Below are 26,631 nucleotides of genomic sequence, written 5' to 3' on the forward strand. Positions count from 1 at the left end.
ATCCGGGTACGGCCCCGGTCCCGCCATTGGCCCAGGCCTGTGCCGCCCTTGCCGCCTGCACGGTCCGCGAACGGCGGAGATTCCGCCGCTGACGAGTCGTCCGCGTCAGGCCGCGAGGACGAGGCCGGAGGCCGGCGGCCCGCGCCGGACGACCGTGTGCTGGAGTGCCTCGGCGCCGGTCGGCGGCGAGACGTCGTGGCCGGTCCGGGCGGGCCGGCGCGGCTCGGCGGCCGGCAGCCCGGGAAGACCGGAGAGCAGAGCCCGCGCGAGCGTCAGCGCGGCGCGCAGGGAGCGTACGAGGGCGCATTCGGCGAGCTCGGTCGCCCCGTGCGCGGAGAGCCGGGCGAGCCGGCGGAGAGCCAGGTCGCTGCGGCGCAGCAGCCAGCCGGTGGCGAGCGCCGCCAGCAGGTGGCCGAGCACCATCGGCAGACTGGGCAGGAGTTCGCCCCCCTGCGCGGCCGTGCCGGTCGCAAGCTGGGCGACGTGGCCGGGATGCGCGTGGGTGGCGGTGGCCGCCGGGCCGAGACCCGCGTCGGCGACGATCCGGGCGGCGTCGGCGGGGCTCAGGGAGCTCGCCGCGGGGCCGCAGACGATCTTCGCGGCCATCCGGATCAGCGCCTCGTCCGTGGCCGGTCCCAGGGAGCCGGCCGTGAGAGGCCGCTGCCCGAGCCCGAACAGGACGTGCAGCCCGAGCTGTCCGCCGGCCAGGGCCGCGACGATGACCGGCAGCGAGCGTTCCCGCCCGGCGAAGAGCACGGTGACACCGAAGATGAAGAGGAATCCGGCGACGAGCGTCCACAGGGCGATCCCCGCACATGCGGCGATCGCGTGCCCGAGGCCGGACAGCACGACGCAGACCGCGGTGAACACCGCGGCCCTCAGCAGTCGTGGCGCGAGCGCGGGGGCAGACATGGCGGGAGTCATCATCGCACCAGGCCCCCACCCGCCATGCGGCAGGTCCGTAAGATCGCTTTTCGGCCCGTTCGGGCGCGACATACACCGGTGCGCGGTGTGCACACATCCGCCGAACGAGCCCTCTTCTGCCTCGCGGGGGCTTACGGACCGCTCGACGCGGCAATAGGTATCGGTATGTCGCGCCGCAGCATGTCGAGCCGCAGCCAGGAGGCTGAAGCATGAGCATCTGGTGGTCCCTCCATTTGAGGCGCGAGGCTGCGAGCGTCCCGCTCGCCCGGCGGCTGCTGCTCGGCACGATGGAGACGGCCGGGGTCGACCCCGATGTCTCCTACGACCTGTCGGTGGCCCTGACCGAGGCGTGTGCCAACGCCGTCGAGCACGGCGGAGACACCGGTTCCGGCCCGGCGTCGGAGGCGTACCGGGTCACGGCCTATCTGGACGGCGAGACCTGTCGTATCGAGGTGGCGGACGCGGGACCGGGCTTCGCCGGTGTGGCGCGCCCTGCTGCCGCCGTCCCTTCGGACGCGGAGAGCGGGCGCGGGCTGCGGCTGATCGAGGAGCTCGCGGACCACGTCCACTTCGGCCGTACGGGCCGGGGCGGGGCGCTGGTCAGCTTCGACAAGATCGTGAAGTGGCGCGCGGACGCGCCGCTGGCGCTGACCTGAAGCGCTGCGCGTACGTTTCGGACGCGCATACGTGCAGCGGAGTACGTAGATGTAGACGTGCGGCCGCGTAGACGCGCAGGCGCGTAGACATGCAGACATGCAGGCGTGCACGCGCGCACGCGGGTACGGGAAAGGCCCCCGCCGACCGTCGTCGGTGGGGGCCCTTCGCGTGGTGCGTCGTGCGCGAGCGTTCCGGCTCAGCCCTTCAGGCCGGCCATCCACGCCTCGACCTCGTCGGAGCGGCGCGGCAGGGAGTCGGAGAGGTTCCGGTTGCCGTCCTCGGTGACGAGGATGTCGTCCTCGATCCGGACGCCGATGCCCCGGTACTCCTCCGGCACGCTCAGGTCGTCGGCCTGGAAGTAGAGCCCCGGCTCGACGGTCAGGCACATGCCCGGCTCGAGCGTCGTGTCGACGTAGGCCTCGGTGCGCGCGGCGGCGCAGTCGTGGACGTCCATGCCGAGCATGTGGCCGGTGCCGTGCAGGGTCCAGCGGCGCTGGAGGGCGAGCTCGAGGACGCGGTCCACCGGGCCCTCGACGAGGCCCCACTCGACGAGCTTCTCGGCGAGCACGCGCTGGGCGGCGTCGTGGAAGTCGCGGTAGGCGGCACCCGGCTTGACCGCCGCGATGCCCGCCTCCTGCGCCTCGTACACGGCGTCGTAGATCTTGCGCTGGACGTCGGTGTAGCGGCCGTTGATCGGCAGCGTGCGGGTCACGTCGGCGGTGTACAGCTCGGTGGTCTCGACGCCGGCGTCGAGCAGCAGCAGGTCACCGGAGCGCACGGCGCCGTTGTTGCGCACCCAGTGGAGGGTGGTGGCGTGCGGTCCCGCGGCGCAGATGGAGCCGTAGCCGACGTCGTTGCCCTCGACGCGGGCGCGCAGGAAGAACGTGCCCTCGATGTAGCGCTCGCTGGTCGCCTCGGCCTTGTCGAGGACCTTGACGACGTCCTCGAAGCCGCGGGCGGTCGAGTCGCAGGCCTTCTGCAGTTCGGCGATCTCGAACTCGTCCTTGACGAGCCGGGCCTCGGAGAGGAAGACGCGCAGCTCTTCGTCGCGCTCGGCGGTGACCTTGTCGGTCAGCGCGGCCTCGATGCCGGCGTCGTGACCGCGCACGGCGCGGACCGGTCCGGTGGCCTCCTTGAGGGCGGCGGCCAGCTCGCGGACGTCCTTGGCGGGGATGCCGAGGAGCTGCTCGGCCTCGGTGAGGGAGTGCCGGCGGCCGACCCACAGCTCGCCCTGGCCGTCGAGCCAGAACTCGCCGTTCTCGCGGTTGGAGCGCGGCAGCAGGTAGATCGTCGCCTGGTGGCCGGCCTTCGTGGGCTCCAGGACGAGGACGCCGTCCTCGGTCTGGTCGCCGGTGAGGTAGGCGTACTCGGTCGAGGCGCGAAAGCTGTACTCGGTGTCGTTCGAGCGCGTCTTCAGGTTGCCCGCGGGGATCACCAGGCGCTCGCCGGGGAAGCGCGCGGACAGCGCGGCGCGACGGGCGGCGGTGTGCGCGGCCTGGGCGATCGGCCGCAGGTCGTGCAGCTCGGTGTCGGCCCAGCCGGACTTCATGTTCTCGGCGAGCTCGTCGGACACGCCCTGGTAAAGGCCGTTCTTGCGCTGCTTGATCGGCTCTTCGGTCTCGTCCGGGGTTTCCGGGGTGAGCTCGTCTGCCACGGGGGGTCTCCTTCGGTACGACGCTGAACCCAGTCCATCGTACGGTCGTACGGGAAAAGGCCCAGGGCCGGAAGACCCGTCAGCGCAGCGTCACGCACAGCTCACGCGAAGCGGTCGAAGTGCCAGAAGCATCTGGAATGTCCGCACTGCCTGCGGTGTGTGAGATGGTCCCGTCTCACTCGAAGCGGGCCGCGAGCAGGACCACGTCCTCTCCGTCGACATCCACACCCACGGCAGCGTCGCCGCCACCGCCCGGTCCCTCGGGCAGCAGCGTGCGCAGGATGTGGTCGGCGACGGCTCCGGGGTCCGTACGGTCCGCCTTCGGGACGCTCGCCGCGGCGGCGTGCAGCCGGGCGAAGGCCCGGTCCATGGGGTCGCCGGTCCGGCGGAGCAGCCCGTCGGTGTAGAGCAGCACCGTTTCTCCGGGGGCGGGAGCGATCTCGACGCTCGGTGCCTCCCAGCAGGCGAGCATGCCGAGCGGCGCCGACAGCGAGGTCTCGACGAACTCGGTCCGGTGCTCGCCGATGATCAGCGGCGGCGTGTGGCCCGCCCCGGCGAGGACGAGCTTGCGCTGCTTGGGCTCGGAGTACGCGAAGAGCGCCGTGGCCGAGCGGGCCGGCTCGGTGAGCCGGAGCAGGAGTTCCAGGTCGGACAGGACGGCGACCGGGTCCTCGCCCTCCATGACCGCGTACGCCCGCAGGGAGGCGCGGAGCCGGCCCATCGCGGCGAGCGCGCTCGGGCCGGTCCCGGAGACGGAGCCGACGGCGAGGCCCAGGGCGCCCTCGGGCAGCGGCAGGGCGTCGTACCAGTCGCCACCGCCCTGGGGGCCGGTGCGGTGGCGGGCGGCGAGCTGGACGCCGGGTACGCGGGGGAGGCGGCTGGGCAGCAACTCCTCGGCGACGGTGGCGACCTGGACGCGGGCGCGCTCGAGATCCAGGAGACGGGCGAGGTGCTCGGTGGCGTAGCGCCCGTAGAGACCGACGAGATCGCGCTGGCGCTCGACGGGTTCGGCGGGCTCGTCGTAGAGCCAGACGACGGCCCCGAGCTTGCCGGCGGCCTCGGTGGCGAGGGGCAGCGCGTAGCTGGCGGCGTACCCGAGCCGTGCGGCGACCTCGCGGTGACGCGGGTCGAGCTCGGGCTCGCTGAGCAGGTCGGGGACGGCGATGGGGTCGGGGATGGCAGCGGTACCGGCGAGGGTGCCGGGGCGGGCCTCGGTGGAGCCGGGGGTGCTCAGTGGGTCGGCGGGGGCGCCCGGCGACCTCGACCCGGTCGGTGGCCCGGTCCGCGACCCGGCCGGTGACCCGGTCGGTTCCGGGAGGCCGTCGAGGATGCGGCCGTAGGAGGTGACGCTGCGCGGAACCGTCTCGATCGTGCCGAGCTCGGCGTGGGCGAGCCCGAGCCCGATGGTGGACGCGGGGCCGCGTCCGTCGGCCGGCTCGAAGACCGCCATGCCGCGGCGCGCGCCGACGAGGGCGGCTCCGGCGCGCAGCACCTCGCGCAGTGCTTCGTCGAGCGAACCGGTCTTGATCAGGCGTTCGGTGAGTTCGTGGAGCGTGGTGAGGTCGGAGACCCAGCCGGCCAGCCGGTCCTGGATCAGCGCGCCGGGGATGCCCGGAAGAGCCGCCGCGGAGGGGTTCACGGGCGCGGCGGGCGCGGTAGTGTGCGCGGGCGAGGGAACCGTGGAATCGATTCCAGCCACTTTCGGCAGGTGTGGGGCGCTCATGTCGGACGGCTTTCCGACGGGTGCGTTTCGCTCAATAGCATCGCAAACCCCCATGTCAATCTGCGCCGCTAGCAATGCATCCACATGTACACGCACAAGAGGAGCGATGTCCAGCATTGTCCCCACGGGACTTGTGGTGTCCGTGGGGTTTGGCAGAAGGGTTGAAGTGCAGGCCAAGTTGGCTGAAAATTGCCCCCTCGGTGCACCATTTGCGGTCGACTGGCGTCGTTTGAAAGCGCGTTGATTTGAACGTGATGGGTACGTAATCGGTGATGGCCAGGGGCAGTTGGAACAGCCCCGGAACCTGGCAGGGTGCCTGGGCGTCCTCACCGCCGCAGGCCGCGCCCCCTCTAGTGGACGACGAGCCTCAGCTCGGCCCCTCCCGCCCCACCGCACGGGGCGGTGACCCGCCGACCTTGTACGCGCTGCTACGCACGGTGAAGTGATCTGCACATGGTGTGATGTGGATTCGGCGTTCAACGGAAAGGAACGAGCGCTCATGCGCGAGATCCTCGGAAGGCGACGCAGGTTCCGGCTTCGGCGCAGGGAAAGGACCGTCCAGCTCGACGCGGCGCTCGTCTGCGCCACCGAGTGGGGCTGGCCCGTCCTGCCGGGTGTCGGGCTCAAGGCGACGACCCGCACGTCCAGAGGGGCCGGCTGCGCCTGCCCCGACCCCGGGTGTGTCGTCCCCGGCGCGCACCCCTTCGACCCCGGACTGCTCGCGGCCACCACCGACGAGCGCATGATCCGCTGGTGGTGGACCCGGCGCCCGGACGCCCCGGTCGTCCTGGCCACCGGAGGTGGCGCGCCCTGCGCGGTCAGCCTCCCGGCGGTCGCGGGGGCGCGCGCCCTGGCCGCCCTCGACGCGATGGGCATGCGGCTCGGTCCGGTGGTGGCGACGCCCACGCGCTGGTCGCTGCTGGTCGCGCCGTACGGGCTCGAACAGCTCGGCGACCTGCTGTACGCGAAGGACAGCGTGCCCAGTTCGCTGCGGTTCCACGGAGACGGCGGCTATCTGCTGCTGCCTCCGTCGGTCGCGGGGACGGGCCAGGTGCGCTGGGAGCGCGCCCCGCTGGAAGGATCGGCCCGGCCCTGGCTGCCGGACGTCGAGGCGGTCGTGGACGCCCTGGTCGAGGCCGGCACGGGCGCGCCCGGGGGCGGCAGCAGACTCTCCTACTGACGGGGCGCCGGGGCGTTCGGCCTCACCCATACGGGTGTGAGGCCGCCCGACTTGTCAGGGAAACGGGCGCGCGGCGCACGATGCGCCGCCGGTCCGCCGATATCTTCGGCGGACCGTTCACGAAGCGTCGTAGCCAGCCGGGCAGGTGGGTCCCATGAATCTCCGCATGATCGGGCTCGGGGCCGTCGTGGCGTGTGCCACGCTCCTGCCGCTCGTGGCCCTCGCGGGCCCGGCGTCCGGCCCCGGGCGCGACGGTGACTCCAAGCCGCGGGCGGACGGTGGCGCGGGCGGGCGTGCGGACGGCGGTCTGCTGCCGGGCCTCGGCGTCGGCGGGTCGGGGGCCGGGGCGGAGCGGGGGCGGCAGGCGGGATCGGACTCCGGCGCGGACTCCGGCACGGCGCGCGGTTCGGACCCCGGCGCCGCGGGCCCCGGCGCGGACCGCGGCGCGGCACCCGGTTCGGCATCGGGCGCGGAGGCGGGTGCGGAAGCCGGTGTGCGGGACGGATCGGGGGGCGCACGGGACTCCGCGCCCCCGAGCGCGCTCCTGGGCGCCCCCGGGGCTTCCTCCCCGGTTCCCGCCCGCAGCGCGCACTGTGGCCCGGAACTGACCTCTCCCGACGGGATCGAGGCGCAGACCTGTGTGCTCACGGAGGGCCCCGACACCTGGGGACGTACGTACTACCGCAACGCCGGCGGCCAGCGGCTCGACGCGGTACTCACCCTGATGGGGCCTGCCGGGCGGACCGTACAAGTGCGATGTGCCGTTGTCGCGCGTGATGAACCGGGGGTGTGCGAGACGCCCAGGGAGCGTGCGCGGGGCGCGGTCTCGGCATATTCGGCCGTCGCGGAATTCGCGGGTGCGGGAGAGGGATCAAGCACGCCTCTGCTGCTCCGAGCCGGGAGCAACACGGCCGGTGCGGGCGGAAGTTGAGATTCCGGATAACTCCGTCCGGGCATGAGAAGACCCGATCGCTGGCGACGGGGGATGCACCAGCGACCGGGCTTCTAGAACGGTAACAAGAGATCTGCGGTTCGCAAATTCGATCTCGGTTATTCGGACAGGGATTTACCTGACCGCACAGGGAGTTGTGGCGGATGTCACCGACTGGTCGGTCTGTCAGTTCACACCGTCACCGCACGCACCACGCCTATCAGCTGAGCGTGACCTGGCGGTTGGTGAGGCCGCCGCGCGCCCGCCGCTCCTCGGGGGTGAGCGGGGCGTCGGAGGCCAGCGCCGCGGCCAGCCGCTCGGCGAACTCGGCCGCGGGCTTCTCGCAGTCCTCGGCGCTCATCGACGTCGGCAGGTCCCAGACGGGGACCATGAGGCCGTGGGCCCGGAAGGAGCCGACGAGCCGGGTGTTCTCGCCCAGGGAGGACGTGCCGGCGGCCTGGAGCCGGGCGAGCGCGTCGAGGAGCTTCTCCTCGGGGTGCGGCATGACCCAGCGCAGGTGGTTCTTGTCCGGGGTCTCGCACCAGTACGAGGAATCCACGCCGGTCAGCTTGACCGTGGGGATCGCGGCGGCGTTGGCGCGCTCCAGGGAGGCGGTGACCTCGGGGTTGGAGTTGTCGGCGGACTCCGGAATCCAGAATTCGAAGCCCGTGTGCACGACCGGCGAGAAATCGCTGTTCGGGTCGAGCAGATCCTGCAGGCGCGGCCCTTCGGCCGGTACGCGGCGCGGGGTGACCGGGGAGCCCGGCTCCGTCTCCAGGGCGCGCAGCAGCGTGTCGGCGAGGTCGCGGGCGAGGTCGCCGGAGGAGGAGTCGTTCTGGAGGGCGAGGAGGACGGAGCCGTCGTCGCGGCGGAGTGCGGGCCATGCCATGGGCAGCACGGTCGCGAGCGTCACGGACGGGACGCCCTCGGGGAGGCCGTCCTTCAGCGTGAGCGGGACGGTGGCGGCGGGCACCAGCTCGCGCAGCGCGACCCAGTCGCACTCGCCGGGCAGCCCCTCGAAGGGACGCTGGACCAGCTCGGTCACGGCGTGCGCGGCGGCGCGGCCGTGGCACGCCTTGTAGCGGCGGCCCGACCCGCAGGGGCACGGCTCGCGCGCACCGACGACCGGGATCTCCCCGTTCGTGACCTGTGCCTTGGCGGCCTTCGTCTGGGGGCGCTTCTTGGCCATGGTGTGGCTTCTCCCGATCGCGGCAGTGCTGTGGTGCAGGGCCGCACGTGGTGCACGGCTCTGTGTCGGGCGAGCCTAGCCGTACGGGAGTGCCGAGGGGCTCAAGCGGGGACGTTCCCCGCCCGGAGCGCGGTTCGCGCGCCGGGGGCGCGGTCCCCGTGCCGGGGGGCGCCGTCCCCGTGTCGAACGGGGCGCGCCGGGGCGGTCGTCCGGTCGGGGATCGAGGCGCACGCTGTCGCCCCGATCCGGGGTGGTCTCAATCCAGGTCTTCGTACGCGTCCAGGAACTCGAAGCCCGAGCCGCCGCCGACCCGCGCGGCGAAGTCCTCGCGGCGATGGCCCTCGGTGACCAGCACCCAGACCGTCACCTCGCCCGACGCACTGTCGCGCACGCCCCAGTCCTGGGCCAGGGCGCTGATGATGTTCAGCCCACGACCACCGCGCGCGGTGACCGAGGGCGTCGACGGAACGGGCCGGGTCGGACCACCGCCGTCCGTCACCTCCACCGTCAGCCCACCGGACGGATCGACGCGCCAGGCCGCGCGGACGTCTCCGTCGCCCACGTCGGCGCGCCCCAGCGGCCTGCCGTGCCGGCAGGCATTGCTGAGCAGTTCGGAAAGGATCAGTACCGCGTCGTCGACGACCGACTCGGACATCCCGCTGCGGATCAACTGCTCCCGCATACGGTGTCTCGCTTCACCCACGCCCGCAGGGCCATGGGGTACGGCCATGCTCGACGACGTGGGCACCTCCTGTGCCACCACCAACGCCACCCCCGAGACCTCCTTTGCCCCACGCCACGGTGTGGATGCCCCAATGGCCTGGACCGGAAACCGCCCCATGAGCGTGCGGTGACGCACTCGTGACGATCGAGTACGGACCGAACGCGCCGGTGCACTCCCTGTAAGTCAGGAGACGGGTGGGGCGGAGGGGGCGGAAGGGGCCCGCGAAGGGGGCGGAGAGGGGGTCAAAGACGGCCCAACTGGGACAGCACCTGCTGGGGCCGGTTGGTGATGATCGCGTCCACGCCGAGCCGCACGCAGAGTTCGACGTCCTCCGGCTCGTCCACCGTCCATACATGGACCTGATGTCCGGCCTTCTGGAGGCGGAGGATCACGGCCGGGTGGTGGCGGACGATCCGGATCGACGGTCCGGCGATGACCGCGCCCGCCGGCAGCCTGCCGTCGCGCAGTCGCGGGCTGACGAACTGCGAGAGCGAGACGGTGGGCAGCGTCGGCGCGGCGGCGGCGATCCGGTGCAGGGAGCGCGCCGAGAAGCTCATGACCCGTACGGGAGACTCCTCGGGGCTCGCGGGCTCCGCGAGTCCGAACCTCTTGAGCAGGTGCAGCAGCCGTTCCTCGACCTGACCCGCCCAGCGGGTGGGGTGCTTGGTCTCGATGGCCAGTTCCACGCGGCGCCCGGCGTCCGAGACCAGCTCCAGGAGGCGTTCGAGGGTCAGTACGGAGGTGAGCCCGGGGTCCTTCCAGTCCGGGCTCTCGCCCGCCTCCTCGCGCCCCTTCCAGGTACCGAAGTCGAGGGCGGCGAGGTCCGCGAGCTCCAGGGCGGAGACGGCGCCGCGGCCGTTGGAGGTGCGGTCGACGCGCCGGTCGTGGACGCAGACGAGGTGGCCGTCGGCGGTGAGCCGGACATCGCACTCAAGGGCGTCGGCGCCGTACTCGATGGCCTTCACATAGGCGGCGAGCGTGTGCTCGGGGGCTTCTTCGGAGGCCCCGCGGTGGGCGACCACCTGGACGGGGGTGGAGTTCGGATGCGGCCGAGGGTGCTGCCGTGCGTGGGTCACCGCGTCATGGTGCCATTGGCGGAGCGGACCCACGGGGTCGCGTCCGTTCTGTCCGTAAATAAAGAATGGGACGCAGACGCACAGCTCCGCCTTACAGTGGCCTGACGTCCCGTGGGAAAAGCTGTTCGCAGCACCTTGCGAGGCATCCACCCGCGCAGTGAACCGCAGTGAACGAGGAGAGAGCCGTGAGCACCGAGAACGAGGGCACCGAGGTTCCGGCGGACCCGAGTGCCCCGTCCGTCCCTCCCGCCCCTCCTACGCCTCCGGCACCCACGGCGCCGCCCACCGCGCCCCCGGCGGACCTCCCGAGGTCGGATCAGCCGACGCAGGTGCAGCCGCAGGTCCACGACCAGGCGCAGCCCGACGCGCAGGCGCAGTCCCCTGCTCACGCGCAGGCTCAGGCGCCGGCGGCCGGCGCTCACGCACCGGCCGCACCGGCCGCGGCCGGTGCGGGCGGCTGGCCTCCGCCGCCCCCGGCCGTGCCGGCCTGGGGCGCGTCGGTCCCGCCCGTCCCGGAGCCCTCCGCTCCGCGCAAGCGGACCGGCGGCCTGGTCGCGGCGGTCCTCGTGGCGGCTCTCGTGGCCGGCGGTGTGGGTGGCGGCATCGGCTACTGGGCGGCTGAGCGCGGCGACGACGGCATCAGCTCGACGACGGTCTCCGCGGGCGACTCCCCGGCGTCCTTCAAGCGCGACCCGGGCACGGTCGCTGCGGTGGCCAACAAGGCACTGCCGAGCGTGGTGACCATCCAGGCGAAGTCCGGTGGCAGCGGCGGCGGTGGTGACAGTGAGGGCGAGGGCGGCACCGGCACCGGCTTCGTCTACGACAAGGAAGGCCACATCGTCACCAACAACCACGTGGTGGCGTCGGCGGCGGAGGGCGGCACGCTCTCGGCGACGTTCTCGAACGGCAAGACGTACGACGCGGAGGTCGTCGGCCGGGCGGAGGGCTACGACGTGGCCGTCCTGAAGCTGAAGAAGGCGCCGGACGGGCTGGCTCCGCTCCCGCTGGGCGACTCGGACAAGGTGGCCGTGGGCGACTCGACGATCGCGATCGGCGCCCCCTTCGGCCTGTCCAACACGGTGACGACGGGCATCATCAGCGCCAAGAACCGCCCGGTCGCCTCGGGCGACGGATCCGGCGGCAACAACTCGTACATGAGCGCCCTGCAGACGGACGCCTCGATCAACCCGGGCAACTCCGGCGGCCCGCTCCTCGACGCGAGCGGCGCGGTGATCGGCATCAACTCGGCGATCCAGTCGACGGGCAACGGCTTCGGCCAGTCCCAGGCGGGCTCGATCGGCCTCGGCTTCGCCATCCCGGTCAACCAGGCCAGGAACGTGGCCGAGCAGCTGATCAAGACGGGCAAGCCGGTGTACCCGGTGATCGGCGCGACGGTGAACATGACCGACAAGGGCGAGGGCGCCACGATCGCCCAGGAGGGCGCGGGCGGCACCCCGGCGATCACCCCGAACGGCCCGGCGGCGAAGGCGGGCCTGAAGCCCGGCGATGTGATCACCGCGCTCGGCGACCGCCAGATCGACAGCGGCCCGACGCTGATCAGCGAGATCTGGACCCACAAGTCCGGCGACACGATCAAGCTCACCTACGAGCGCGACGGCAAGCCGACCACGACCACGGTCACCCTCGGCGAACGCACGGGCGACAACTGACCGGCTAGGCTGTCCCCCGCGCCACCCGAACGGGACCCGGCGCGGGGTGGGTTGCCCGAGCGGCCTAAGGGAACGGTCTTGAAAACCGTCGTGGCAGCGATGTCACCGTGGGTTCAAATCCCACACCCACCGCCAGGTGAAACGGCCTCTGACCAGGATCGACGGTCAGGGGCCGTTCTCGCGCTGTTGCGCGTCGATCACCTTGGTTCCCCGTCAGTTCCCGCTAGATCGGGCACGCGAGGGGCACGGCCACCGAGCCCGTTGCGGGGCGGCCAGCCCTTCGGCCTAAGCTGCGCCTATGTGGAAGGAAGCCGCTGCCGAAGCCTTGCCCGGCGTCGAGTTCAGGGCACCCGTTGACGCGACGGCTCTAGCCGAGGCGGAACGGCGACTTGGCCGAGGCTTGCCGGCGCAACTGACTGCTGTCCTGACCGAGACAAATGGGATCGTCGGCGAGTACGGGAAGGACGTCGTCTGGTCCCTGGATCGGATTGTGGAGCAGAACCTGCTGTTCTGGTCCCCCGATACGTTCCCAGGCCTGTACATGCCCTTCGACCCTCTGCTGTTCTTCGGCGACAACGGTGGGGGCGACCAGTTCGCCTTCGTGCTGACGCCGGAGCGTCCGGACATTTTCGTCTGGGACCACGAGGATGACAGTCGGCTGTGGGCTGCAAACGAGCTGGAGGACTACCTGCACCGCGCCCTCGCGGGCGATGGCGACTGGTACCGGTAGCCACCGTCCACGTCCCTGGTTTGGAAGACCCCGTATGCAGGTGCCCGCTGAGCTGCGGATACGTTGACCTGCGGCGGAGCGCCTTTGCTGCTGGTGTTCCCCCTGGTTCCCTCCTCGCCCCCGCTCGATCGGGCACACCAGGGGCACGAGACCCTGGTGCCGTGACTCGTGAACAGTTGGCCGCAGCCCTCGCTTCGCATAGCGGCGCCTGGGCGCGTGAAGCCCGCGCCGTACTACTTGGTGGGGCCAAATTCGAGTTGCTCGGAGCGGGGGGAAGAACCGTGTCCGCTCAGAGGCTTTGGGACACATGGTCTTGGCGCCTCGAAGGGCTGAGGGAGGCTGGTATCCCGCCGACGACAGGGGTCGCAGAGGTGGTCGATGCCCTCCGTGATGCAGGTGATGAACAGATTCGAATGGCGATGATTCTGGGTCCCGATCGAGCGCGCACGGTGTTCCTCTCGGCTGACCTCCGCGTGTGCATTGCTTGCACGTGAGGAGAAACTCGGTCCTGTCTTTGAGCGACACGCTCATCAGCCACAACGAGACCCAGACCGACGCGGAGCGACCACACCGGCCCCCGCCGCATCGCGGCAGCAGCTGCTCCCCGCCCGCCCATTCCCGGTGGTGCGGTCGCCTCACGCTCCCGTCATCCGTGACGACGGGGGTACGGCGCTCCGCCCCACTCAGCCCGGCAGTCGGCCGGCCATGCGCAAGAGGCCACCCCTCCCCCGCTGCTAGCCGTCTTTGGCCGCCCGTCTCCGCCGCAGTCGGCAACGCTCGTGGCTACGCATGCCATGTGACGGCTGCCGTGCTTGAAGGCCCGCTTCTGCTGCCCATCAACCCAAGCTGTCAGGCGTGCGGACGGCGGCCGGGCTGGAGCGGGGCGTAGACAGGAGCGCAGGCCCGGGCGACGGGCCGCGCGCGCCGCGCTGTGCGCGGCGGGTGCCTTGATGAGGTAGAGAAACCTGTAACAGCTCCCCGCTCCCCTACGGGTGGATGTACGCAATCGTCGCGTCGTCGTACTGCTTGCTCCGGGGCCATCGGCTGAGATCGGGGTCAGATCGCTCCGCTTCACGAACCTGCCGGATCACGTAGTCGGGGCCGTTACGGGCGAGGAGATCCATGTACCCCCGCCAATCCGCCGCATGGAACGTGGTCACGAGTCGCGCCGCACCGTCGGTCAGTAGGGCGCCCGTGTGGACATCAGATGTGCTCTGCACGCCGGTGAGTGCCCGGCTTGCTGCTGCCGGGTCGGCCGCTGCTACCCAGTACCCGCCGGGCGTGTTGCGCATGCTGCGTTCCTCACTGACGAGCGCCTGATGGGCTGCTCTCCGCGCTGCTGAGCCAGGAGTCGCCCCTGAAAGAGCCTCGCGGGCTTGCTGTGCCACGAGGGCAAGGCGGTCGTCCGTCGTAGCCGCGACGATGCCGTTGCTGTCCACGAGGAGCGTGCAGTCTCCCAGGACCAGCCATTCGAAGCGATCACCTTGTGCCCGGACGATGCCCACCGTCGCGGATGGCGAGAGCGGATCATCGACAGCACATGAGCCCCTGTGCAGAGCAGCCGTGGACTCGATGGCCATGGCCAAGCAGTCGGTAAGAGGGGACTCCTGCCGGGCAGCCTCGGCATGGAGGCGGGTGCCCAGCTCCTGTACGTACCAGGCGACTCCGTGCTTGCACCCGGACTCCATGCCGGGCGCCATGCCGGCCCCATCCAAGACCACGACGGCACCGGGGCTGGAGAGTACGAAGTCCTCGTTCGCCCCACGGGGTCGCGCGCGACTGGCCTTGCGTACGAACACGTCAGGCGGCCTCGTGGATCAGGACATCGCTCAGGGCTCGGCTGCCGGTGATCGCCTTGGTTCCCGGCTCGTAGTCAGCCGTGATCACCATGGAGAACGGGGCGGTGCCCGCCTCCTTGTAGACGCTCGCGATGTTCTCAGCGAGGAAGTGGGCCACACCCAACGACCCCACAGCGTGAACGCCCGCGATCAGGAGGAACGTCCCCTGCCCGTCGGGCCTCGGCAGTCGGCCGAGATAGGCGATGTCCGTGGACGTCGGGTCTTCTGGGCTGTCGGTGGGCGAGGTGTGAACGGTGCCGCTTTCCCGCTCGATCAGAGCCCAGCGTCCATCGGGCAGGGTCTCGAAGGCCAACCGCGGGTCGTTGCCCAGAGCTTCGGCGGTGACGGGCGACGTCTTGGGTCCGCAGACGACGATGAGGTCGTCGTGGTCGAGGTCGATCTCGCCTGAGGTCGGGATGTAGCCCAGGTCTCCTTCGAGCTGGAGCTGATGTGCCAGTGCGAGCAGCTTCTGACCTGTGGAGCTGTCTTCGAGCGCCACGTAGTCCCGCTCTCCCGGACGCATCGGGACGAGTACCTGTACGTCCTGGGTGCCAAGGAACGCTCGCTCGGGCGGCGGGCCGGCGTCACGGAGCTGCGCCACGCGTGCCCGGCTGACGCCCATCAGCTTCGCCACATCCGCCATCGAGTGCCCGTGATCACGGAGCCAAGCAATGCTCTCCTTCCGCATGCGCGAGGTCTCTACGACGGCGGCCTGAAGCTCCCCCATGAGGTCCACTGCGGCCTTCACGCGGAGCGCGTGATCTTGCATGGCGGCGACGTGCCGCACTTCGTCAATCACGGCGGGCACCTCGCGGAAACGGACGGGGGACTGTCTTCATACCCAACATGCTAAGGGGGGCTTGACACCTCGCACCAGTCGCGTGCATCTTAGGTGGTAACCCCCCCTTAACGGAGTGGGGGTTCGACGCTCGGGCTGTTAAGCCCCCCTTACCGGGAGAGTGGACATGCCGTCCTTCAAGATCGACCTTTCGACCGCCGTGGTGTTCGTTGCGACCGCCCCGACTCCGAAGCTCGTGAGCAAGCAGACCGGTGAGCGTGCCGTCGACCGGGAGACCGGCGCCGATCTGTCCACGGTGGGCCTGCTGATCTCGGACGAGGGAGACGGCAACCTCTACCAGGTGACCGTTCCGGTGACCGGTCTCCCCGAGGGTCTGGCGCCGGGTATGCCGGTGTCGGTGATCGGGCTCAAGGCCCGGGACTGGGAGAACACGTTCAACGGCCAGACCCGGCACGGCATCTCGTTCCGCGCGGTCGCCCTCACGGCCGGGGCCTGACCATGAACTGGACCGCGTTATCGGTCGCGCTGGCGCTGGTCACCACGGTCGCGCTGGTGCTGCGGTGGCAGCGTCCGGCCTGGTACTGGATGACCTTCGGCATCCTGTTCGCCACGGTCCGGGTCCTGGTCCGGTACTCCTCGGTCATGGACGCGTGCGGGCTGACGGTCCCGCCGTCCCGCTTCCGCCTCGCCCTCGCCCGGATGACGAACCGCCCGGCCCCTGAGCCACGGGCTCCTCGGATTCTGCGGCTGAGGCCGACGCGGACCGGTCTGGTCCTGCGGGTGAAGCTCCGGGCCGGTCAGGACGCGTTCGACTTCTCCGCCGCGTCGGACCGGCTTCGGCACTCGTTCGTCATGCAGAACGTCACCGCTCGGGAGATCAAGTCGGGTGTGGTCGAACTGCGGATGACCGGCTACGACATTCTCAAGCGCGTCCAGATGCCCGCTGCTGCGGGTGGTGGGGTGATGCGAGTTCCGGTCGCGATGCGGGAGGACGGGGAGGTCTACTACCGCGACTACCGGCAGAGCCCGCACGCGCTGAACGTCGGTGCCACGCAGTCCGGAAAGTCGGTCTATCAGCGCAACCTCGTCGCCGGCCTCGCCACGATGGATGTCGCGCTGGTCGGGATCGACTGCAAGCAGGGGGTTGAACTCGCGCCGCTCGCGCGCCGGTTCACCGCCCTGGCCGACAACCCCGACTCCGCCGCCGAACTCCTCGACGCACTCGTCGAGCACATGGCCGACGTCTACCAACTCATCCGCCGCGAACAACGGCTGAGCGCCGACGTCCCGGACGCGGAGATCACCGCCGACATCTGGGACCTCCCCGACCACCTGCGCCCGACCCCGATCGTCCTCGTGGTCGACGAAGTCGCCGAACTCGCACTGTTCGCCACGAAGGAGGAAGAAAAGCGCCGCGACCGGATCATCACCGCCCTGGTCCGCCTCGCCCAGCTCGGCCGCGCCGCCGGCATCAACCTGGAGATCTGCGGACAGCGATTCGGCTCCGAACTCGGCAAGGGCATCACGATGCTCCGCGCCCAGCTCACAGGCCGTACCGCCCACCGCGTCAACGACGAGACCTCGGCGAACATGGCCTTCGGCGACATCGCCCCGGACGCGGTCCTCGCCACGATCCAGATCCGTACCGACCGGCCCGGCACCGCCGTCGCCGGTGACTCCTCCGGCGGCTGGGTCCGCATCCGAACCCCGCACCTCACCCTCCGCCGGGCCGTGAACATCGCGAACGCCCACGCACACCGCACCCCGGAGATCCCTGCGCTGGACGCCTTCCGGCCCGCCCTCCCGAGCCTGGTCAAGGTCCCGGCCCCGACGGTCGAAACCGCCCCGGCCCCGGCCTAACCACACCCCCCGCCCCACGGTCGGCGTGACCGCATCCGCGCCATGTCCCTACCCCGCCCATGCCCGATACCGGAAGGAAGCGTCCGCTATGGCCGCTCGCAGGAAGCCCGCGCCGAAGAAGTGCCCGGACTGCAAGGGCACCGGAGAGACCGCCGAAACCGTCCAGGTCGGCGCCCGCAAGCGCCGCGCCACCGACCACCGTCAGGCCGCGCTCTGCCTCTCCTGCTTCGGCACCGGCGAGCCCACCACCTGACCCGCTGGGACCGGGCGGCCGGCCAACCCGTGCCCCGCCCCGTCCCGGCCCCAACCACCTGGAAGGAGGAACCCCATGAAGCGCTCGCCGATCCGCATGGACGCCGTCCTCGTACAGGCCGTGATCGCCGGGGCCCTGTCCTTCGCCCACCTCCACGACCTCGCCGCAGCCGCCGGACAGACCGGCTGGAAAGCCTGGGCCTACCCCGTCTCCGTCGATCTCCTGCTCGTCGCCGCCTGGCACCGACTGCGGACCCTGCGGGCTGCCGGTGCCTCTGCCCGCTCGGCCTGGACTTGGTTCGCCGTGGCGCTGGCAGCGTCGCTGGGCGCGAACGTGGCCACCGCTGGACTCCTCGATCTGGGCGACGTGCCCGGCTGGCTACGGATCCTCGTCGCCGGATGGCCCGCCCTGGCCTTCCTCGGCGGCACGCTCCTCGTCCACACCCCGACACCCGCGACCGATCCTCCAACTACCACCACGGACGACGCCGAGCCTGCGGCTGTCGAGGCAGTCATCGACCGCGACGACGCGGCCTCTCTGGAGCCCGAGCCCGTGGCTGCGCCTGCTCTGACCGCCGCTGAGCCTGAGCTGACGCCGACCCAGGCACCCGCGCCGCCTGCCGTTGCCGTACCGCCCGCCCTGGTCACCCACGCCCGGAAGCTCGCCGACGAACACCACGCCCGTACTGGCTCGCCGATCGACGCCGACACCCTGCGCGCCCGCCTCGGTGTCCCGCCCGTGATGGCCGATGCCATCGCCGCCCAACTCGCCTGAAGGAGAGCACCTGATGCCCGCTCGCGATCACTTCCACTCCGTGATGCGGATCGGCCCGGTGCAGATCGGCACCCGGCGCGACCGCCACGGCCGCACCAAGCACACCGCGGCCTGCACCGCCGACGGCTGCGGCTGGTCCGCCGACTACTCCAACCAGTCCGCCGCCCAGCTCGCCGCCCGCACCCACCGCTGCCAGCCCCGCTAACCGCGAAGGAGACCGCGTCATGGACGTTCCGCTCTGGCTCGCCCTGATCGTCGTCGGCGCCCTCGGCATCAAGCTCATCCGCCCGCCCTGGTGGCTCGTCGCCGTGATCCTCCTCGGCGGCTACCTCCTTGCCGACAGCGTCCTCGCCCCCGCCATCGACACCGCGATCACCAAGTAGGGAGAACCGCCATGCTCCGACCGCACGTCCCGGTCAACCCTCTCCCGACCGGCATCGTCACCCCGCCCGTCCAGCCCACCCCGAACACCGCCATCGAGTCGACTGCCTGCCACCACGACCACACCCCGGCCCCGGCCACCCCGGCCCGCACGTCGGTCCAGCTCACCCCCGGCAGCGCTGTCGCCCTCGCCGCCGGCGGTGGCGCGGTGGTCCTGGTCGTCGGCGCCGTTGTGGTCTCGCTGCTCCTGGCGGTCGCCATCACCGGCGTCTCCGTCGCCGTGATCGCGGTCGTCCTGCGGCTGCTGGTCCGCGACATGCAGAAGGGCCGGTAACCCTCGTGGACACGCAGACCATCGCGGCCGCGGGCTTACCGGCCCTCGGCTGGGCCCTGCACAGCAGCATGCTCGTCCGCCGCCTGGCCACCGCCCGCCGCGACCCGCTGACCGGCCTGCACACCCGCGCCGGATGGACCGCCCGCGCCGAACGTCTCATCGCCAAGCACCCCGGTGCGCTCGTTCTCCTGGTCGACCTCGACGACTTCAAGGCCATCAACGACACCCACGGCCACGCCGCCGGAGACGCGGTCCTCACCGCCACCGCCCAACGGCTGAGCAACTGGTGCGGACACCACGGCATCGCCGCCCGCCTCGGCGGAGACGAGTTCGCCGCCATCATCACCAACCACGGTGCTGCCGACCTCCTCGACCTCTGGGCCGCGCTGGACCAGCCGGTCACCCACCAGGGCCACGTCCTGCGGGTCTCGGCCTCGGTCGGCCACTGCGCGCCCGACCACCTGCCGGTGGCGACCCTCACCGACGCCCTCTCTGCCGCTGACGCGTCGATGTACGCGGCCAAGGGTCACGGCAGGCGCAACACACACTGAGCGGCCCCCGGAGCGGCCTCGGTCGCCAAACTTCCGCCGCCCCGGGCGCCTTCAACCCCCTCCTGATCCACCGGACCCGAAAGGGACAGCTCATGATGCCCCAGACCTCGACCGCCCGCGTGTGCTCGCACTGCGACGGCTTCCCCGTCGTCCACATCACCACCGGCACCACCACCCAGGGCGGACGCCGCCGGACCCTGCCGGCCACCTGCCCGGCCTGCAAGGGCACCGGCACCCGCACCATCCCCGCCGCCCTCGTCCGCGCCGGGAAGTGACCACCTTGACCGACACCGCCACCGCGGCGGGCCTGGACCCGGCCACCCTGAGTGATCTGCTCCGGGTGGCCGGGTCCCCCGGCTTCGACCGCCTCCACGAACAGATCCGCCGCACCGGGGGATGCGCTTCCCCCATCCGGCTGTCCGGCGGCTCCAAGCTCCTCGACCCGGCCACCAAGACCGTCCTCCACGCCTACACCACCGACAACGAGCCGGGCGGAGTTCTGCGGGTCGCCTGCGGCAACCGGCGGGCCTCCCGCTGCCCGGCCTGCGCCTGGACCTACGCGGGCGACACCTACCACCTGATCCGCGCCGGACTCGTCGGCGCCCCGGACAAGGGCACCCCCGACACGATCCGCGACCACCCCCGCGTGTTCGCCACCCTCACCGCCCCCTCCTTCGGCCCCGTCCACAACCGCCCCGGGACCCGGCCGTGCCGATGCGGCGTCCAGCACCCCGAGGACGCGCCCGAACTCGGCACTCCGCTCGACCCGTTCACGTACGACTACGCGGGCGCGGTGCTGTGGAACAACCACGCCTCCGAGCTGTGGCGCTACTTCACGATCTACCTCCGCCGCGAGGTCGCTGCCCGTGCCGGCCTCACGCAGAAGGCCGCCCGTGAGCAGTCGCGGGTCTCCTTCGGGAAGGTCGCCGAGTATCAGAAGCGCGGCGCCGTCCACTTCCACGCCGTCGTCCGATTCGACGGACCGGACGGCCCTGACACCCCGCCCCCGGCATGGGCCACCCTCGACCTCCTGACCGACGCCATCCGGGCCGCAGCCACCCGCGTCCGCGTCGTCGTCCCCGCCAACGAGGACCACGGCTACGTGAAGGACTGGGTCCTTCAGTGGGGCACGCAGCTGGACGTCCAGCCCATCGGCGCCTTCGGGAACGGCGAGGACCTGACCGAACAGGCGGTCGCTGCCTACGTCGCCAAGTACGCGACCAAGGCCGCCGAAACGACCGGCACCGTCGACCACCCGGTCGGCAACAAGGAAGCGCTCGTCCTCCTCGGCGTCCCCGACCATCCCCGGCGCCTCATGGAAGCCTGCATGGACCTCGACCCCGCATACCCCGACCGGCGCCTTCGGGCCTGGGCTCACATGCTCGGCTTCCGCGGCCACTTCTCCACCAAGTCCCGCCGCTACTCCACCACCCTCGGCGCCTTACGCCAGGTCCGCGCCGACTACCGCGCCGCCCAACAACGCGCTGCACTTGGCCTGCCCGACCCCGACGAACACCCCGAGGCCACCGTCCTCGTCGTCGCCCACTGGGCCTACGCCGGCCACGGGGCCACCCCCGGTGAGTCCTGGCTCGCCGCCAACGTCCGCCGGGACCTTCAGCACCAACGTGAGCACGCACGTGAGATCCGTGCCGAACTCGAAGCCGACAACACCCAGGGGGAGTGGTGACCATGGATCGACTGCTGAGCGTGACCCAAGTGGCCGAACTCCTCGGTACCACCGCCCGGTTTCCCCGGCGGCTCATCGAGGAGCGCCGGATCACCTTCGTCAAGGTCGGCCGACACGTCCGCATCCCCGAGAGCGCCGTCACGGCCTTCGTCGTTGCCAACACCGTGGAGCCGATGACGCTTCGGCCTGCCGCGCTTAGGAGGGCTGCGTAGTGGCTCGTAAGCGGAAGGCGCGCCGTAGTTTCGGGCGCGTGCGCAAGCTGCCCTCCGGGCGCTACCAGGCTCGCTACCCCGGGCCTGATGGGCTGCTGCGGCCTGCAGACCGGACGTTCGCCACCTCGACCGACGCGGATCTCTGGCTCGCGAAGAAGCGCGTGGAGATCGAAGACGGCCGATGGATCGATCCGGCCGAGGGGGCGACCACCGTCCGGGACTGGTCGGCTCGCTGGCTCGCCGCCGTCGCTCCGCAGCTCAAGCACAAGACCCAGGCGACGTACCGGTCGCTGATCAACTCCCGGATCAACCCCGCGCTCGGCGACCGGGAGCTGTCCAGCCTGCGGCCGATCACGGTGACTGAGTGGGTCGCGGACATGAAGGGCGCCGGGCTCAGCTCCTCGCGCATCCGGCAGGCGTACCGGGTGCTGTCGCAGGTCATGGCCTCGGCTGTCGACAACGACCTGATCGCGCAGACTCCCTGCCGTGGTGTGCGCCTGCCCCGGATGCCGCAGACCGAGCCGCACATCCTCACGCAGGTGGAGGCGTCCAGGATCGTCCGCTTGGCCGAGAAGCCGCACGACCTCCTGATCGCCCTGCTCGCCTTCGCGGGCCTCCGGGTGGGGGAGGCGTTCGCGCTCCGTCGCATGGACGTCGACGTGGCTGCTTGCCTCCTGGTCGTGGACGAGAACCTCGCCGAGGCGAACGGGACGCTGGTCTTCGACACCCCTAAGTCGCATCAGAAGCGCGTCCTGACGCTGGCGCCCTCGCTCGCGAAGCGGCTCGGCGCCTACCTCTGCTCGCTGCCGGGAGGTGACGAAGCTCTGCTGTTCACGAACCGGTCCGGCCGGCCACTGCGCTACAACCAGTGGCGCAAGGCGCACTTCGACCCGGCAGTCACCGCGGCTGGCCTGACCGACGTGACCCCGCATGACCTTCGGGCCTCGCACGGGACGTGGGTCGCCGATCGGTACGGCGTCATGACTGCCGCTCACCGCCTCGGCCACTCGAACGCCAGCGTGACCACCCGGCACTACGCCCGTCCTGTCGCCGGGCGGGACGCCGAAGTGGCAACCGCCTCCGATGCCTGGCTGGAGGGGCACACGGATGCCGATAGGGCACGTAGAGGGCACGACGACGGTGACGACGGCTCCGCTGGTGTCCCTGCACGCCTCTGACCTGCGGCGGAGCGCCGGTTGGCCTTGATCGCCGAAAGGTCTTGAAAACCGTCGTGGCGCGAGTCACCGTGGGTTCAAATCCCACACCCACCGCCAGACGGAACGGCCCCTGACCAGGTACATCGGTCAGGGGCCGTTCCGCTGCCGGTGCCCGGTGGCCGGTGGCTGGTGGACGGCGCGGGGGTCGGCGAGGCCGGCGAGCGTGGCGAAGCGGTCGAGGTCGGTGTTCCGGCCGTACAGCTCCCAGGTTCCGGCCGGGCTTTTCTTCAATGCGGTAGAGCCGCGCGCGAGGGGATTTCCTCGTTCAGAGAGCGCGCTCCCGGGGCGGGGGCGGTGAGGTCTCGGTGTGCTGGGTCAGGCGGGCCGCCGACTGGATGGTGGTGCGGGCCTCGTGTTCGGTCAGGCCCGTGTGGACGGCCGCTGTGGTGAGCGCTTCGGTGAGCGAGTCGCCGAGGCCGTTCTCGTAGGCGCGGCAGGCCGCCCAGAAGAGGCGCGTGTTGCGCTGGCCCTCGTGGGCCGTGCGGACGAAGTGGACCAGGCCCCTGCCCTGGCCGTGGCCGTGGGCTTGGCCAGGGGGTGTGCCGGGTGTGTGGGCCGCGCGGGACCGTGGGGGTGCTGGGGGCGGCGCGATCAGGGCCAGGAGCGGGCGGGGGCACGGCGCCGGGTCGAGGTGTTCGCTGCCCGGTGCCAGCCTGTACGCGCCCTTGGCGGTGACCGAGCCCGGTCCCACGAGGTAGCCGCCGGTGCCGCGGATGTCGATGCCGGGGGCGAGACGGCTCGCCGAGTTCGGGACGACGACGTCCGGCGGGCCCGTCAGCCACAGGTGCCGGCCTCCGCTCGGAGTGAGCACGGTGACCGTGGGCGGCAGCGTGAAGAGGTGTTCGAGCGCCAGGTGGCGCAGCTCGGCCGTGACGTCCGCGGGCGCGTCCGCGTGCTTGACGTCGAGGTCGACCCCGATCAGGTGGAACGGCGGGCGCCCGCACGCGATGCCGTAGCCGGTGGCCCAGGGGGCGGCGGCGAACAGTGCCCGTACCTCCGCGAGGTCGGTGGTCGCGTCGTGCACGCCGTGCCCGGGGCGCCCGCACTCCCCGTGGCAGCCGACGGGGTGCGGGTCGTCCCGGTGCGGGGAGCGGATGGCGGGGAGCTTGGTGGCGGACAGGGGGATGACGGGGAGCCCGCGCTCTGCCGCTGACAGCGCGTGGGCGAGGGCCAGGGTGGCGGAGCGCCGGTCGAAGGTGGCCATACGACTAGTTTCGTACACGCGTTCGAGTAAGGGAAGGGGGGAGGGGTCGGGAGGATTGGCTGAAAATCTGCCGGAACGCTTCCTCCCTTGCTGCGCCTCGCTCCGGGTGGCGCACGGCCGCCGTCCCGCGGGTGAGCTGCGCCTTTCGGGGTGCGAAGGTGGTTTATCGACTTGTCATCACGCTTGAGGGGGAATTGGCCGCTGAGGGGTGGTTCGCCGGGGATTGTGTGGGCAACTCTGGAGTCGCGACGTCGAGCACAACGACCGAGGCGGTCGGCCAACCGCCTTGAAATAAGCCGTACTTCACAGCTTCAGTTCAGCTCAGCTCACGGAGGAAATGACATGGCAAGCATCCGTACCGCCCGCGTTCTCGCCGCCGCCGCCGCGCTGCCCCTGGCCGCCGCACTTTTCACCGGCGTGGCCCAGGCCGACAACGGCGGCTTCGCGGACGACGGATCGAACACGAGCGTCGCCTCCATCATCGGCAGCGGCGTGGGTGGCGACAACTTCGGCAACTCGACCACCACGCAGCAGGTGGCCACCGGCTCCGGTGCCTCCAATCAGAACAACACCGCGAGCGTGAACGGCTCGGCTTTCACGAACATCGAGCAGTCGAACGCCACGGTCAACTTCTACCCCTGGTGGTTCTAGTCCCACAGCTGGGGTCCGGCCCGACGGGGGGAACGACGACGGCGGGGTGAAGGCGGCCCGCGTGACGGTGCTTCGGCACCGGCACGCGGGCCGCTGTCGTGTGCGGGTGTTGCCGTCGTGGGTGTGGGTGTGGGTGGGCGTGGGTGTATTCGCGGTTGCTGGGTCGGGGCCCAATGCCCTGAGCGGTCCGTGACCTTGACAGGATCCCGGGATCTGACGGACAGTCAGAAACCTTAGTCGTACCCCCGGGAGGCCGTCGCCGTGCACCTCGCCCCGACCGAGCGGCAGCTCAGGCTGCGCGCCGAACTCCGCGCGTACTTCCGTGACGTGATGCCCGACGGGCCGCCGCCCGCCGCCGACACCGCCGCGCAGCGCACTCTGCTGCGGCGCATCGGCCGGGACGGCATGCTCGGGCTCGGCTGGCCGGAGGAGTACGGAGGTCAGGGCCGAGGCCCGGACGAGCAGTTCGTCTTCTTCGACGAGGCGTACCGTGCCGGTGCCCCCGTCTCCATGGTCACGCTCAACACCGTCGGCCCGACCCTGATGAAGTACGGGACCGAGCAGCAGAAGGCGTACTTCCTTCCCCGGATCCTGCGCGGCGAGACCGTGTTCGCCATCGGGTACAGCGAGCCCGAGGCCGGTACCGACCTGGCCTCGCTCCGTACGAAGGCCGTACGGGACGGCGACTCCTGGCTGATCGACGGGCAGAAGATCTTCACCTCGAACGCCCAGAACGCCGACTGGATCTGGCTCGCCTGCCGCACCGACCCCGGCGCCCCGCAGCACCGGGGCATCTCCATCGTCCTGGTCCCGACGGACGCCCCCGGCTTCTCCTGGACCCCGATCGAGACGGTCGGCGGGCTGACGACGACCGCGACGTACTACGACGGCATCCGCGTTCCCGCGGGGAACCTCGTCGGGCCGGAGAACGGCGGCTGGGGGCTGATCACCAACCAGCTCAACCACGAACGGGTCGCCCTCGCGGCCATCGGGATGCAGGCCGAGGACTTCTACGCCGCCGCGCTACGCCGGGCGCGCACACCCGATCCGGTGACGGGGCGACGGCGTGTTGACGAGCCGTGGGTGCGGATTCGGGCCGCCGAGGCGCATGCCCGGCTCGCGGCAACACGCCTGCTCAACTGGCGTTTGGTGGGGGATGTGGGGGCGGGCCGGCTGGCCCCGGGGGACGCCAGCGGCGTGAAGTTCGCGGGAACCGAATCGGCGGTGGAGGTGTACCGAATATGTCAGGAGATCGCGGGCGGAGCGGGACTGGTGAGGGCGGGGTCGCCGGGAGAGTTCGACGGCGGTGAGCTCGAGCGGATGAACCGCGCCGCGCAGATCAACACCTTCGGGGGAGGGGTGAGCGAGGTGCAGCGCGAGATCGTCGCGACGATGCGACTCGGCATGAAGGGAAGGGGGCGGCGATGAGGGACGGTCGGAACGGAGAAGCCGGTCGCGGTCCCACCGGCCTCGACCTCGCCGGTTTCCACGAGCGGCTCAGGGCGTACGAAGGGCAGCCCGCCGCCACCGCGGGCGTGGGCAAGGACCTGGTCAACGAGGCGATGATCAGGCACTGGTGCGAGGCGATGGGCGACACCGACCCGGCGTACCGGGGTCCTGACGCCGTCGCGCCGCCGACGATGCTCCAGGCCTGGACGATGGGCGGTCTGTCCGGCCACAGCGACCGCTCCGGGGCCTACGACGAACTGCTCGCGCTCCTCGACGAGGCGGGCTGCACGTCCGTCGTCGCCACCGACTGCGAGCAGGAGTACGTGCGGCCGCTGCGGCCGGGCGACGCGATCACCTTCGACGCGGTCATCGAATCGGTGTCGGCACGCAAGACCACCAAGCTCGGTACCGGGCACTTCGTGACGACCCGCATGGACATCCACGCCGACGGCGAACTGGCGGGCACCCACCGGTTCCGGATCCTCAAGTACGCGCCGGCGGTGGCGGTGGCGGCGCAGGCGCCCGCGAAGCCGCAGCGGACCGGCGCGCCGGCCGCCCGTCGGCCCCGGCCGGTGATCAACCGGGACAACGCGGGGTTCTGGGAGGGCGTGGCGGCGCACCGGCTGCTGATCCAGCGCTGCACCGGCTGCGCGACGCTCCGCTTCCCCTGGCTGCCGGGGTGCAACGGCTGCGGCTCGCAGGAGTGGGACACCGTCGAGGCGAGCGGGGCGGGGACCGTCTTCTCGTACGTGGTGATGCACCACCCGCCCTTCCCGGCCTTCGACCCGCCCTATGCGGTGGGCCTGATCGAACTGGCCGAAGGCGTACGGATGATCAGCAACGTGGTCGGGGTGCCGTACGACAAGGTCCGGATCGGGATGCCGGTCCGGCTGGAGTTCCTCCGCGTGGACGAGGAGTTGGAGCTGCCCGTGTTCCGGGCGCAGGACGGCGGGGATGGCTGAC

30 protein-coding genes and 1 tRNA gene are annotated in these 26,631 nt (G+C 71.3%); 21 read left to right on the top strand and 10 right to left on the bottom strand.

Annotation, left to right across the window (positions count from 1 at the left end; translation table 11 throughout):
- Positions 1 to 105: 105 nt before the first annotated feature.
- A complete protein-coding gene (locus AB0E14_RS10650; RefSeq protein ID WP_362414710.1) occupies positions 106 to 912 on the bottom strand; it encodes a hypothetical protein in 807 nt (268 codons plus the stop codon).
- 221 nt (positions 913 to 1,133) lie between these two features.
- On the opposite strand from AB0E14_RS10650, the gene AB0E14_RS10655 reads away from it, so the two are divergent.
- Positions 1,134 to 1,580 (top strand): ATP-binding protein, encoded by a 447-nt coding sequence (locus AB0E14_RS10655; RefSeq protein ID WP_362414712.1) that lies wholly within the window; start codon positions 1,134 to 1,136, stop codon positions 1,578 to 1,580.
- A gap of 197 nt (positions 1,581 to 1,777) precedes the next feature.
- Here the strand turns inward: AB0E14_RS10655 and AB0E14_RS10660 are convergent, their stop codons facing one another.
- Both AB0E14_RS10660 and AB0E14_RS10665 read right to left on the bottom strand, forming a co-directional pair.
- Positions 1,778 to 3,235: an aminopeptidase P family protein gene (locus AB0E14_RS10660; RefSeq protein ID WP_362414714.1), complete on the bottom strand. Its 1,458-nt coding sequence runs from the start codon at positions 3,233 to 3,235 to the stop codon at positions 1,778 to 1,780.
- Between the two features lie 175 nt (positions 3,236 to 3,410).
- A complete protein-coding gene (locus AB0E14_RS10665) occupies positions 3,411 to 5,075 on the bottom strand; it encodes a PP2C family protein-serine/threonine phosphatase (protein WP_362414716.1) in 1,665 nt (554 codons plus the stop codon).
- A 382-nt stretch (positions 5,076 to 5,457) separates the two neighbouring features.
- On the opposite strand from AB0E14_RS10665, the gene AB0E14_RS10670 reads away from it, so the two are divergent.
- Together AB0E14_RS10670 and AB0E14_RS10675 are read left to right on the top strand one after the other, a co-directional pair.
- A complete protein-coding gene (locus AB0E14_RS10670; protein WP_362414718.1) occupies positions 5,458 to 6,138 on the top strand; it encodes a bifunctional DNA primase/polymerase in 681 nt (226 codons plus the stop codon).
- Between the two features lie 154 nt (positions 6,139 to 6,292).
- Positions 6,293 to 7,069, top strand: coding sequence for a hypothetical protein (locus AB0E14_RS10675; protein WP_362414720.1), 777 nt, complete (start codon positions 6,293 to 6,295; stop codon positions 7,067 to 7,069).
- 220 nt (positions 7,070 to 7,289) lie between these two features.
- Here AB0E14_RS10675 and AB0E14_RS10680 read toward each other — a convergent pair whose 3' ends face one another.
- From AB0E14_RS10680 to AB0E14_RS10690, 3 genes are all read right to left on the bottom strand, one after another.
- Complete coding sequence (locus tag AB0E14_RS10680) at positions 7,290 to 8,258, bottom strand: DUF5926 family protein (RefSeq protein ID WP_362414722.1); 969 nt, start codon at positions 8,256 to 8,258, stop codon at positions 7,290 to 7,292.
- A 256-nt stretch (positions 8,259 to 8,514) separates the two neighbouring features.
- Positions 8,515 to 9,117: an ATP-binding protein gene (locus tag AB0E14_RS10685; RefSeq protein WP_362414724.1), complete on the bottom strand. Its 603-nt coding sequence runs from the start codon at positions 9,115 to 9,117 to the stop codon at positions 8,515 to 8,517.
- 107 nt (positions 9,118 to 9,224) lie between these two features.
- Positions 9,225 to 10,058, bottom strand: a complete 834-nt coding sequence (locus AB0E14_RS10690; protein ID WP_362414726.1) for a glycerophosphodiester phosphodiesterase — start codon at positions 10,056 to 10,058, stop codon at positions 9,225 to 9,227.
- Between the two features lie 185 nt (positions 10,059 to 10,243).
- Here AB0E14_RS10690 and AB0E14_RS10695 point away from each other — a divergent pair, with 185 nt between their 5' ends.
- The 3 genes from AB0E14_RS10695 to AB0E14_RS10705 all read left to right on the top strand — a co-directional run bounded on the left by AB0E14_RS10695 (position 10,244) and on the right by AB0E14_RS10705 (position 12,458).
- Entirely contained in the window at positions 10,244 to 11,728 is a 1,485-nt protein-coding gene (locus AB0E14_RS10695; RefSeq protein WP_362414728.1) for a trypsin-like peptidase domain-containing protein, read from the top strand.
- 45 nt (positions 11,729 to 11,773) lie between these two features.
- Positions 11,774 to 11,863: transfer RNA gene (locus tag AB0E14_RS10700), tRNA-Ser, on the top strand.
- Between the two features lie 163 nt (positions 11,864 to 12,026).
- Complete coding sequence (locus AB0E14_RS10705) at positions 12,027 to 12,458, top strand: SMI1/KNR4 family protein (protein WP_362414730.1); 432 nt, start codon at positions 12,027 to 12,029, stop codon at positions 12,456 to 12,458.
- A gap of 986 nt (positions 12,459 to 13,444) precedes the next feature.
- Here the strand turns inward: AB0E14_RS10705 and AB0E14_RS10710 are convergent.
- On the bottom strand, positions 13,445 to 14,257 hold the full coding sequence (locus tag AB0E14_RS10710; RefSeq protein ID WP_362414732.1) for a protein phosphatase 2C domain-containing protein: 813 nt from the start codon (positions 14,255 to 14,257) through the stop codon (positions 13,445 to 13,447).
- Between the two features lies 1 nt (position 14,258).
- The gene (locus tag AB0E14_RS10715; protein ID WP_362414734.1) at positions 14,259 to 15,104 is read right to left on the bottom strand and encodes a sigma-70 family RNA polymerase sigma factor; all 846 of its coding nucleotides are present in this window, start codon (positions 15,102 to 15,104) and stop codon (positions 14,259 to 14,261) included.
- A gap of 157 nt (positions 15,105 to 15,261) precedes the next feature.
- On the opposite strand from AB0E14_RS10715, the gene AB0E14_RS10720 reads away from it, so the two are divergent.
- The 12 genes from AB0E14_RS10720 to AB0E14_RS10775 all read left to right on the top strand — a co-directional run bounded on the left by AB0E14_RS10720 (position 15,262) and on the right by AB0E14_RS10775 (position 22,325).
- Positions 15,262 to 15,591: a hypothetical protein gene (locus AB0E14_RS10720; RefSeq protein ID WP_362414736.1), complete on the top strand. Its 330-nt coding sequence runs from the start codon at positions 15,262 to 15,264 to the stop codon at positions 15,589 to 15,591.
- 2 nt (positions 15,592 to 15,593) lie between these two features.
- Positions 15,594 to 16,955 (top strand): FtsK/SpoIIIE domain-containing protein, encoded by a 1,362-nt coding sequence (locus AB0E14_RS10725; RefSeq protein ID WP_362414738.1) that lies wholly within the window; start codon positions 15,594 to 15,596, stop codon positions 16,953 to 16,955.
- Positions 16,956 to 17,043: 88 nt separating this feature from the next.
- Complete coding sequence (locus AB0E14_RS10730; RefSeq protein ID WP_362414740.1) at positions 17,044 to 17,208, top strand: hypothetical protein; 165 nt, start codon at positions 17,044 to 17,046, stop codon at positions 17,206 to 17,208.
- Positions 17,209 to 17,283: 75 nt separating this feature from the next.
- Positions 17,284 to 17,982, top strand: coding sequence for a DUF2637 domain-containing protein (locus tag AB0E14_RS10735; RefSeq protein WP_362414742.1), 699 nt, complete (start codon positions 17,284 to 17,286; stop codon positions 17,980 to 17,982).
- Positions 17,983 to 17,995: 13 nt separating this feature from the next.
- Positions 17,996 to 18,187, top strand: coding sequence for a mobile element transfer protein (locus tag AB0E14_RS10740; protein WP_362414744.1), 192 nt, complete (start codon positions 17,996 to 17,998; stop codon positions 18,185 to 18,187).
- Between the two features lie 19 nt (positions 18,188 to 18,206).
- Positions 18,207 to 18,365, top strand: a complete 159-nt coding sequence (locus tag AB0E14_RS10745; RefSeq protein ID WP_362414746.1) for a hypothetical protein — start codon at positions 18,207 to 18,209, stop codon at positions 18,363 to 18,365.
- Positions 18,366 to 18,376: 11 nt separating this feature from the next.
- Positions 18,377 to 18,697 carry a SpdD-like protein gene (locus AB0E14_RS10750; protein ID WP_362414747.1) on the top strand — a complete coding sequence of 107 codons (321 nt, stop codon included), beginning with the start codon at positions 18,377 to 18,379 and terminating at the stop codon, positions 18,695 to 18,697.
- 5 nt (positions 18,698 to 18,702) lie between these two features.
- Positions 18,703 to 19,248, top strand: a complete 546-nt coding sequence (locus AB0E14_RS10755; RefSeq protein WP_362414748.1) for a GGDEF domain-containing protein — start codon at positions 18,703 to 18,705, stop codon at positions 19,246 to 19,248.
- Positions 19,249 to 19,340: 92 nt separating this feature from the next.
- Positions 19,341 to 19,523 carry a hypothetical protein gene (locus AB0E14_RS10760; protein WP_362414750.1) on the top strand — a complete coding sequence of 61 codons (183 nt, stop codon included), beginning with the start codon at positions 19,341 to 19,343 and terminating at the stop codon, positions 19,521 to 19,523.
- Between the two features lie 5 nt (positions 19,524 to 19,528).
- Complete coding sequence (gene repSA, locus AB0E14_RS10765) at positions 19,529 to 20,935, top strand: replication initiator protein RepSA (protein ID WP_362414752.1); 1,407 nt, start codon at positions 19,529 to 19,531, stop codon at positions 20,933 to 20,935.
- A gap of 2 nt (positions 20,936 to 20,937) precedes the next feature.
- Positions 20,938 to 21,147: an excisionase family DNA-binding protein gene (locus AB0E14_RS10770; RefSeq protein ID WP_362414754.1), complete on the top strand. Its 210-nt coding sequence runs from the start codon at positions 20,938 to 20,940 to the stop codon at positions 21,145 to 21,147.
- The gene (locus AB0E14_RS10775) at positions 21,147 to 22,325 is read left to right on the top strand and encodes a site-specific integrase (RefSeq protein ID WP_362414756.1); all 1,179 of its coding nucleotides are present in this window, start codon (positions 21,147 to 21,149) and stop codon (positions 22,323 to 22,325) included. The genes AB0E14_RS10770 and AB0E14_RS10775 overlap by 1 nt, the downstream gene beginning before the upstream one ends.
- A 126-nt stretch (positions 22,326 to 22,451) precedes the next feature.
- Here AB0E14_RS10775 and AB0E14_RS10780 read toward each other — a convergent pair whose 3' ends face one another.
- Both AB0E14_RS10780 and AB0E14_RS10785 read right to left on the bottom strand, forming a co-directional pair.
- Positions 22,452 to 22,595 (bottom strand): hypothetical protein, encoded by a 144-nt coding sequence (locus AB0E14_RS10780; RefSeq protein ID WP_362414758.1) that lies wholly within the window; start codon positions 22,593 to 22,595, stop codon positions 22,452 to 22,454.
- A gap of 34 nt (positions 22,596 to 22,629) precedes the next feature.
- Positions 22,630 to 23,568, bottom strand: a complete 939-nt coding sequence (locus AB0E14_RS10785; RefSeq protein ID WP_362414760.1) for a bifunctional DNA primase/polymerase — start codon at positions 23,566 to 23,568, stop codon at positions 22,630 to 22,632.
- 342 nt (positions 23,569 to 23,910) lie between these two features.
- On the opposite strand from AB0E14_RS10785, the gene AB0E14_RS10790 reads away from it, so the two are divergent.
- From AB0E14_RS10790 to AB0E14_RS10800, 3 genes are all read left to right on the top strand, one after another.
- Positions 23,911 to 24,219: a hypothetical protein gene (locus AB0E14_RS10790; RefSeq protein WP_362414762.1), complete on the top strand. Its 309-nt coding sequence runs from the start codon at positions 23,911 to 23,913 to the stop codon at positions 24,217 to 24,219.
- Between the two features lie 261 nt (positions 24,220 to 24,480).
- Positions 24,481 to 25,647 carry an acyl-CoA dehydrogenase family protein gene (locus AB0E14_RS10795; protein WP_362414764.1) on the top strand — a complete coding sequence of 389 codons (1,167 nt, stop codon included), beginning with the start codon at positions 24,481 to 24,483 and terminating at the stop codon, positions 25,645 to 25,647.
- Positions 25,644 to 26,630, top strand: coding sequence for a bifunctional MaoC family dehydratase N-terminal/OB-fold nucleic acid binding domain-containing protein (locus AB0E14_RS10800; RefSeq protein ID WP_362414767.1), 987 nt, complete (start codon positions 25,644 to 25,646; stop codon positions 26,628 to 26,630). The genes AB0E14_RS10795 and AB0E14_RS10800 overlap by 4 nt, the downstream gene beginning before the upstream one ends.
- Position 26,631 lies beyond the last annotated feature (1 nt).

The sequence above is a fragment of the Streptomyces sp. NPDC047981 genome (assembly GCF_040653315.1).
Lineage (GTDB): Bacteria > Actinomycetota > Actinomycetes > Streptomycetales > Streptomycetaceae > Streptomyces.

Excerpts from the sequence above, each read along its gene's own strand:
- AB0E14_RS10770 (WP_362414754.1), top strand. The coding sequence starts at position 20,938 with ATGGATCGACTGCTGAGCGTGACCCAAGTGGCCGAACTCCTCGGTACC.
- AB0E14_RS10750 (WP_362414747.1), top strand. The coding sequence starts at position 18,377 with ATGCTCCGACCGCACGTCCCGGTCAACCCTCTCCCGACCGGCATCGTC.
- AB0E14_RS10650 (WP_362414710.1), bottom strand. The coding sequence starts at position 912 with ATGTCTGCCCCCGCGCTCGCGCCACGACTGCTGAGGGCCGCGGTGTTC.
- AB0E14_RS10670 (WP_362414718.1), top strand. The coding sequence starts at position 5,458 with ATGCGCGAGATCCTCGGAAGGCGACGCAGGTTCCGGCTTCGGCGCAGG.
- AB0E14_RS10785 (WP_362414760.1), bottom strand. The coding sequence starts at position 23,568 with ATGGCCACCTTCGACCGGCGCTCCGCCACCCTGGCCCTCGCCCACGCG.
- AB0E14_RS10675 (WP_362414720.1), top strand. The coding sequence starts at position 6,293 with ATGAATCTCCGCATGATCGGGCTCGGGGCCGTCGTGGCGTGTGCCACG.
- AB0E14_RS10655 (WP_362414712.1), top strand. The coding sequence starts at position 1,134 with ATGAGCATCTGGTGGTCCCTCCATTTGAGGCGCGAGGCTGCGAGCGTC.
- AB0E14_RS10760 (WP_362414750.1), top strand. The coding sequence starts at position 19,341 with ATGATGCCCCAGACCTCGACCGCCCGCGTGTGCTCGCACTGCGACGGC.
- AB0E14_RS10720 (WP_362414736.1), top strand. The coding sequence starts at position 15,262 with ATGCCGTCCTTCAAGATCGACCTTTCGACCGCCGTGGTGTTCGTTGCG.
- AB0E14_RS10790 (WP_362414762.1), top strand. The coding sequence starts at position 23,911 with ATGGCAAGCATCCGTACCGCCCGCGTTCTCGCCGCCGCCGCCGCGCTG.
- AB0E14_RS10725 (WP_362414738.1), top strand. The coding sequence starts at position 15,594 with ATGAACTGGACCGCGTTATCGGTCGCGCTGGCGCTGGTCACCACGGTC.
- AB0E14_RS10730 (WP_362414740.1), top strand. The coding sequence starts at position 17,044 with ATGGCCGCTCGCAGGAAGCCCGCGCCGAAGAAGTGCCCGGACTGCAAG.
- AB0E14_RS10800 (WP_362414767.1), top strand. The coding sequence starts at position 25,644 with ATGAGGGACGGTCGGAACGGAGAAGCCGGTCGCGGTCCCACCGGCCTC.
- AB0E14_RS10680 (WP_362414722.1), bottom strand. The coding sequence starts at position 8,258 with ATGGCCAAGAAGCGCCCCCAGACGAAGGCCGCCAAGGCACAGGTCACG.
- AB0E14_RS10745 (WP_362414746.1), top strand. The coding sequence starts at position 18,207 with ATGGACGTTCCGCTCTGGCTCGCCCTGATCGTCGTCGGCGCCCTCGGC.
- AB0E14_RS10735 (WP_362414742.1), top strand. The coding sequence starts at position 17,284 with ATGAAGCGCTCGCCGATCCGCATGGACGCCGTCCTCGTACAGGCCGTG.
- AB0E14_RS10740 (WP_362414744.1), top strand. The coding sequence starts at position 17,996 with ATGCCCGCTCGCGATCACTTCCACTCCGTGATGCGGATCGGCCCGGTG.
- AB0E14_RS10705 (WP_362414730.1), top strand. The coding sequence starts at position 12,027 with ATGTGGAAGGAAGCCGCTGCCGAAGCCTTGCCCGGCGTCGAGTTCAGG.
- AB0E14_RS10665 (WP_362414716.1), bottom strand. The coding sequence starts at position 5,075 with ATGCTGGACATCGCTCCTCTTGTGCGTGTACATGTGGATGCATTGCTA.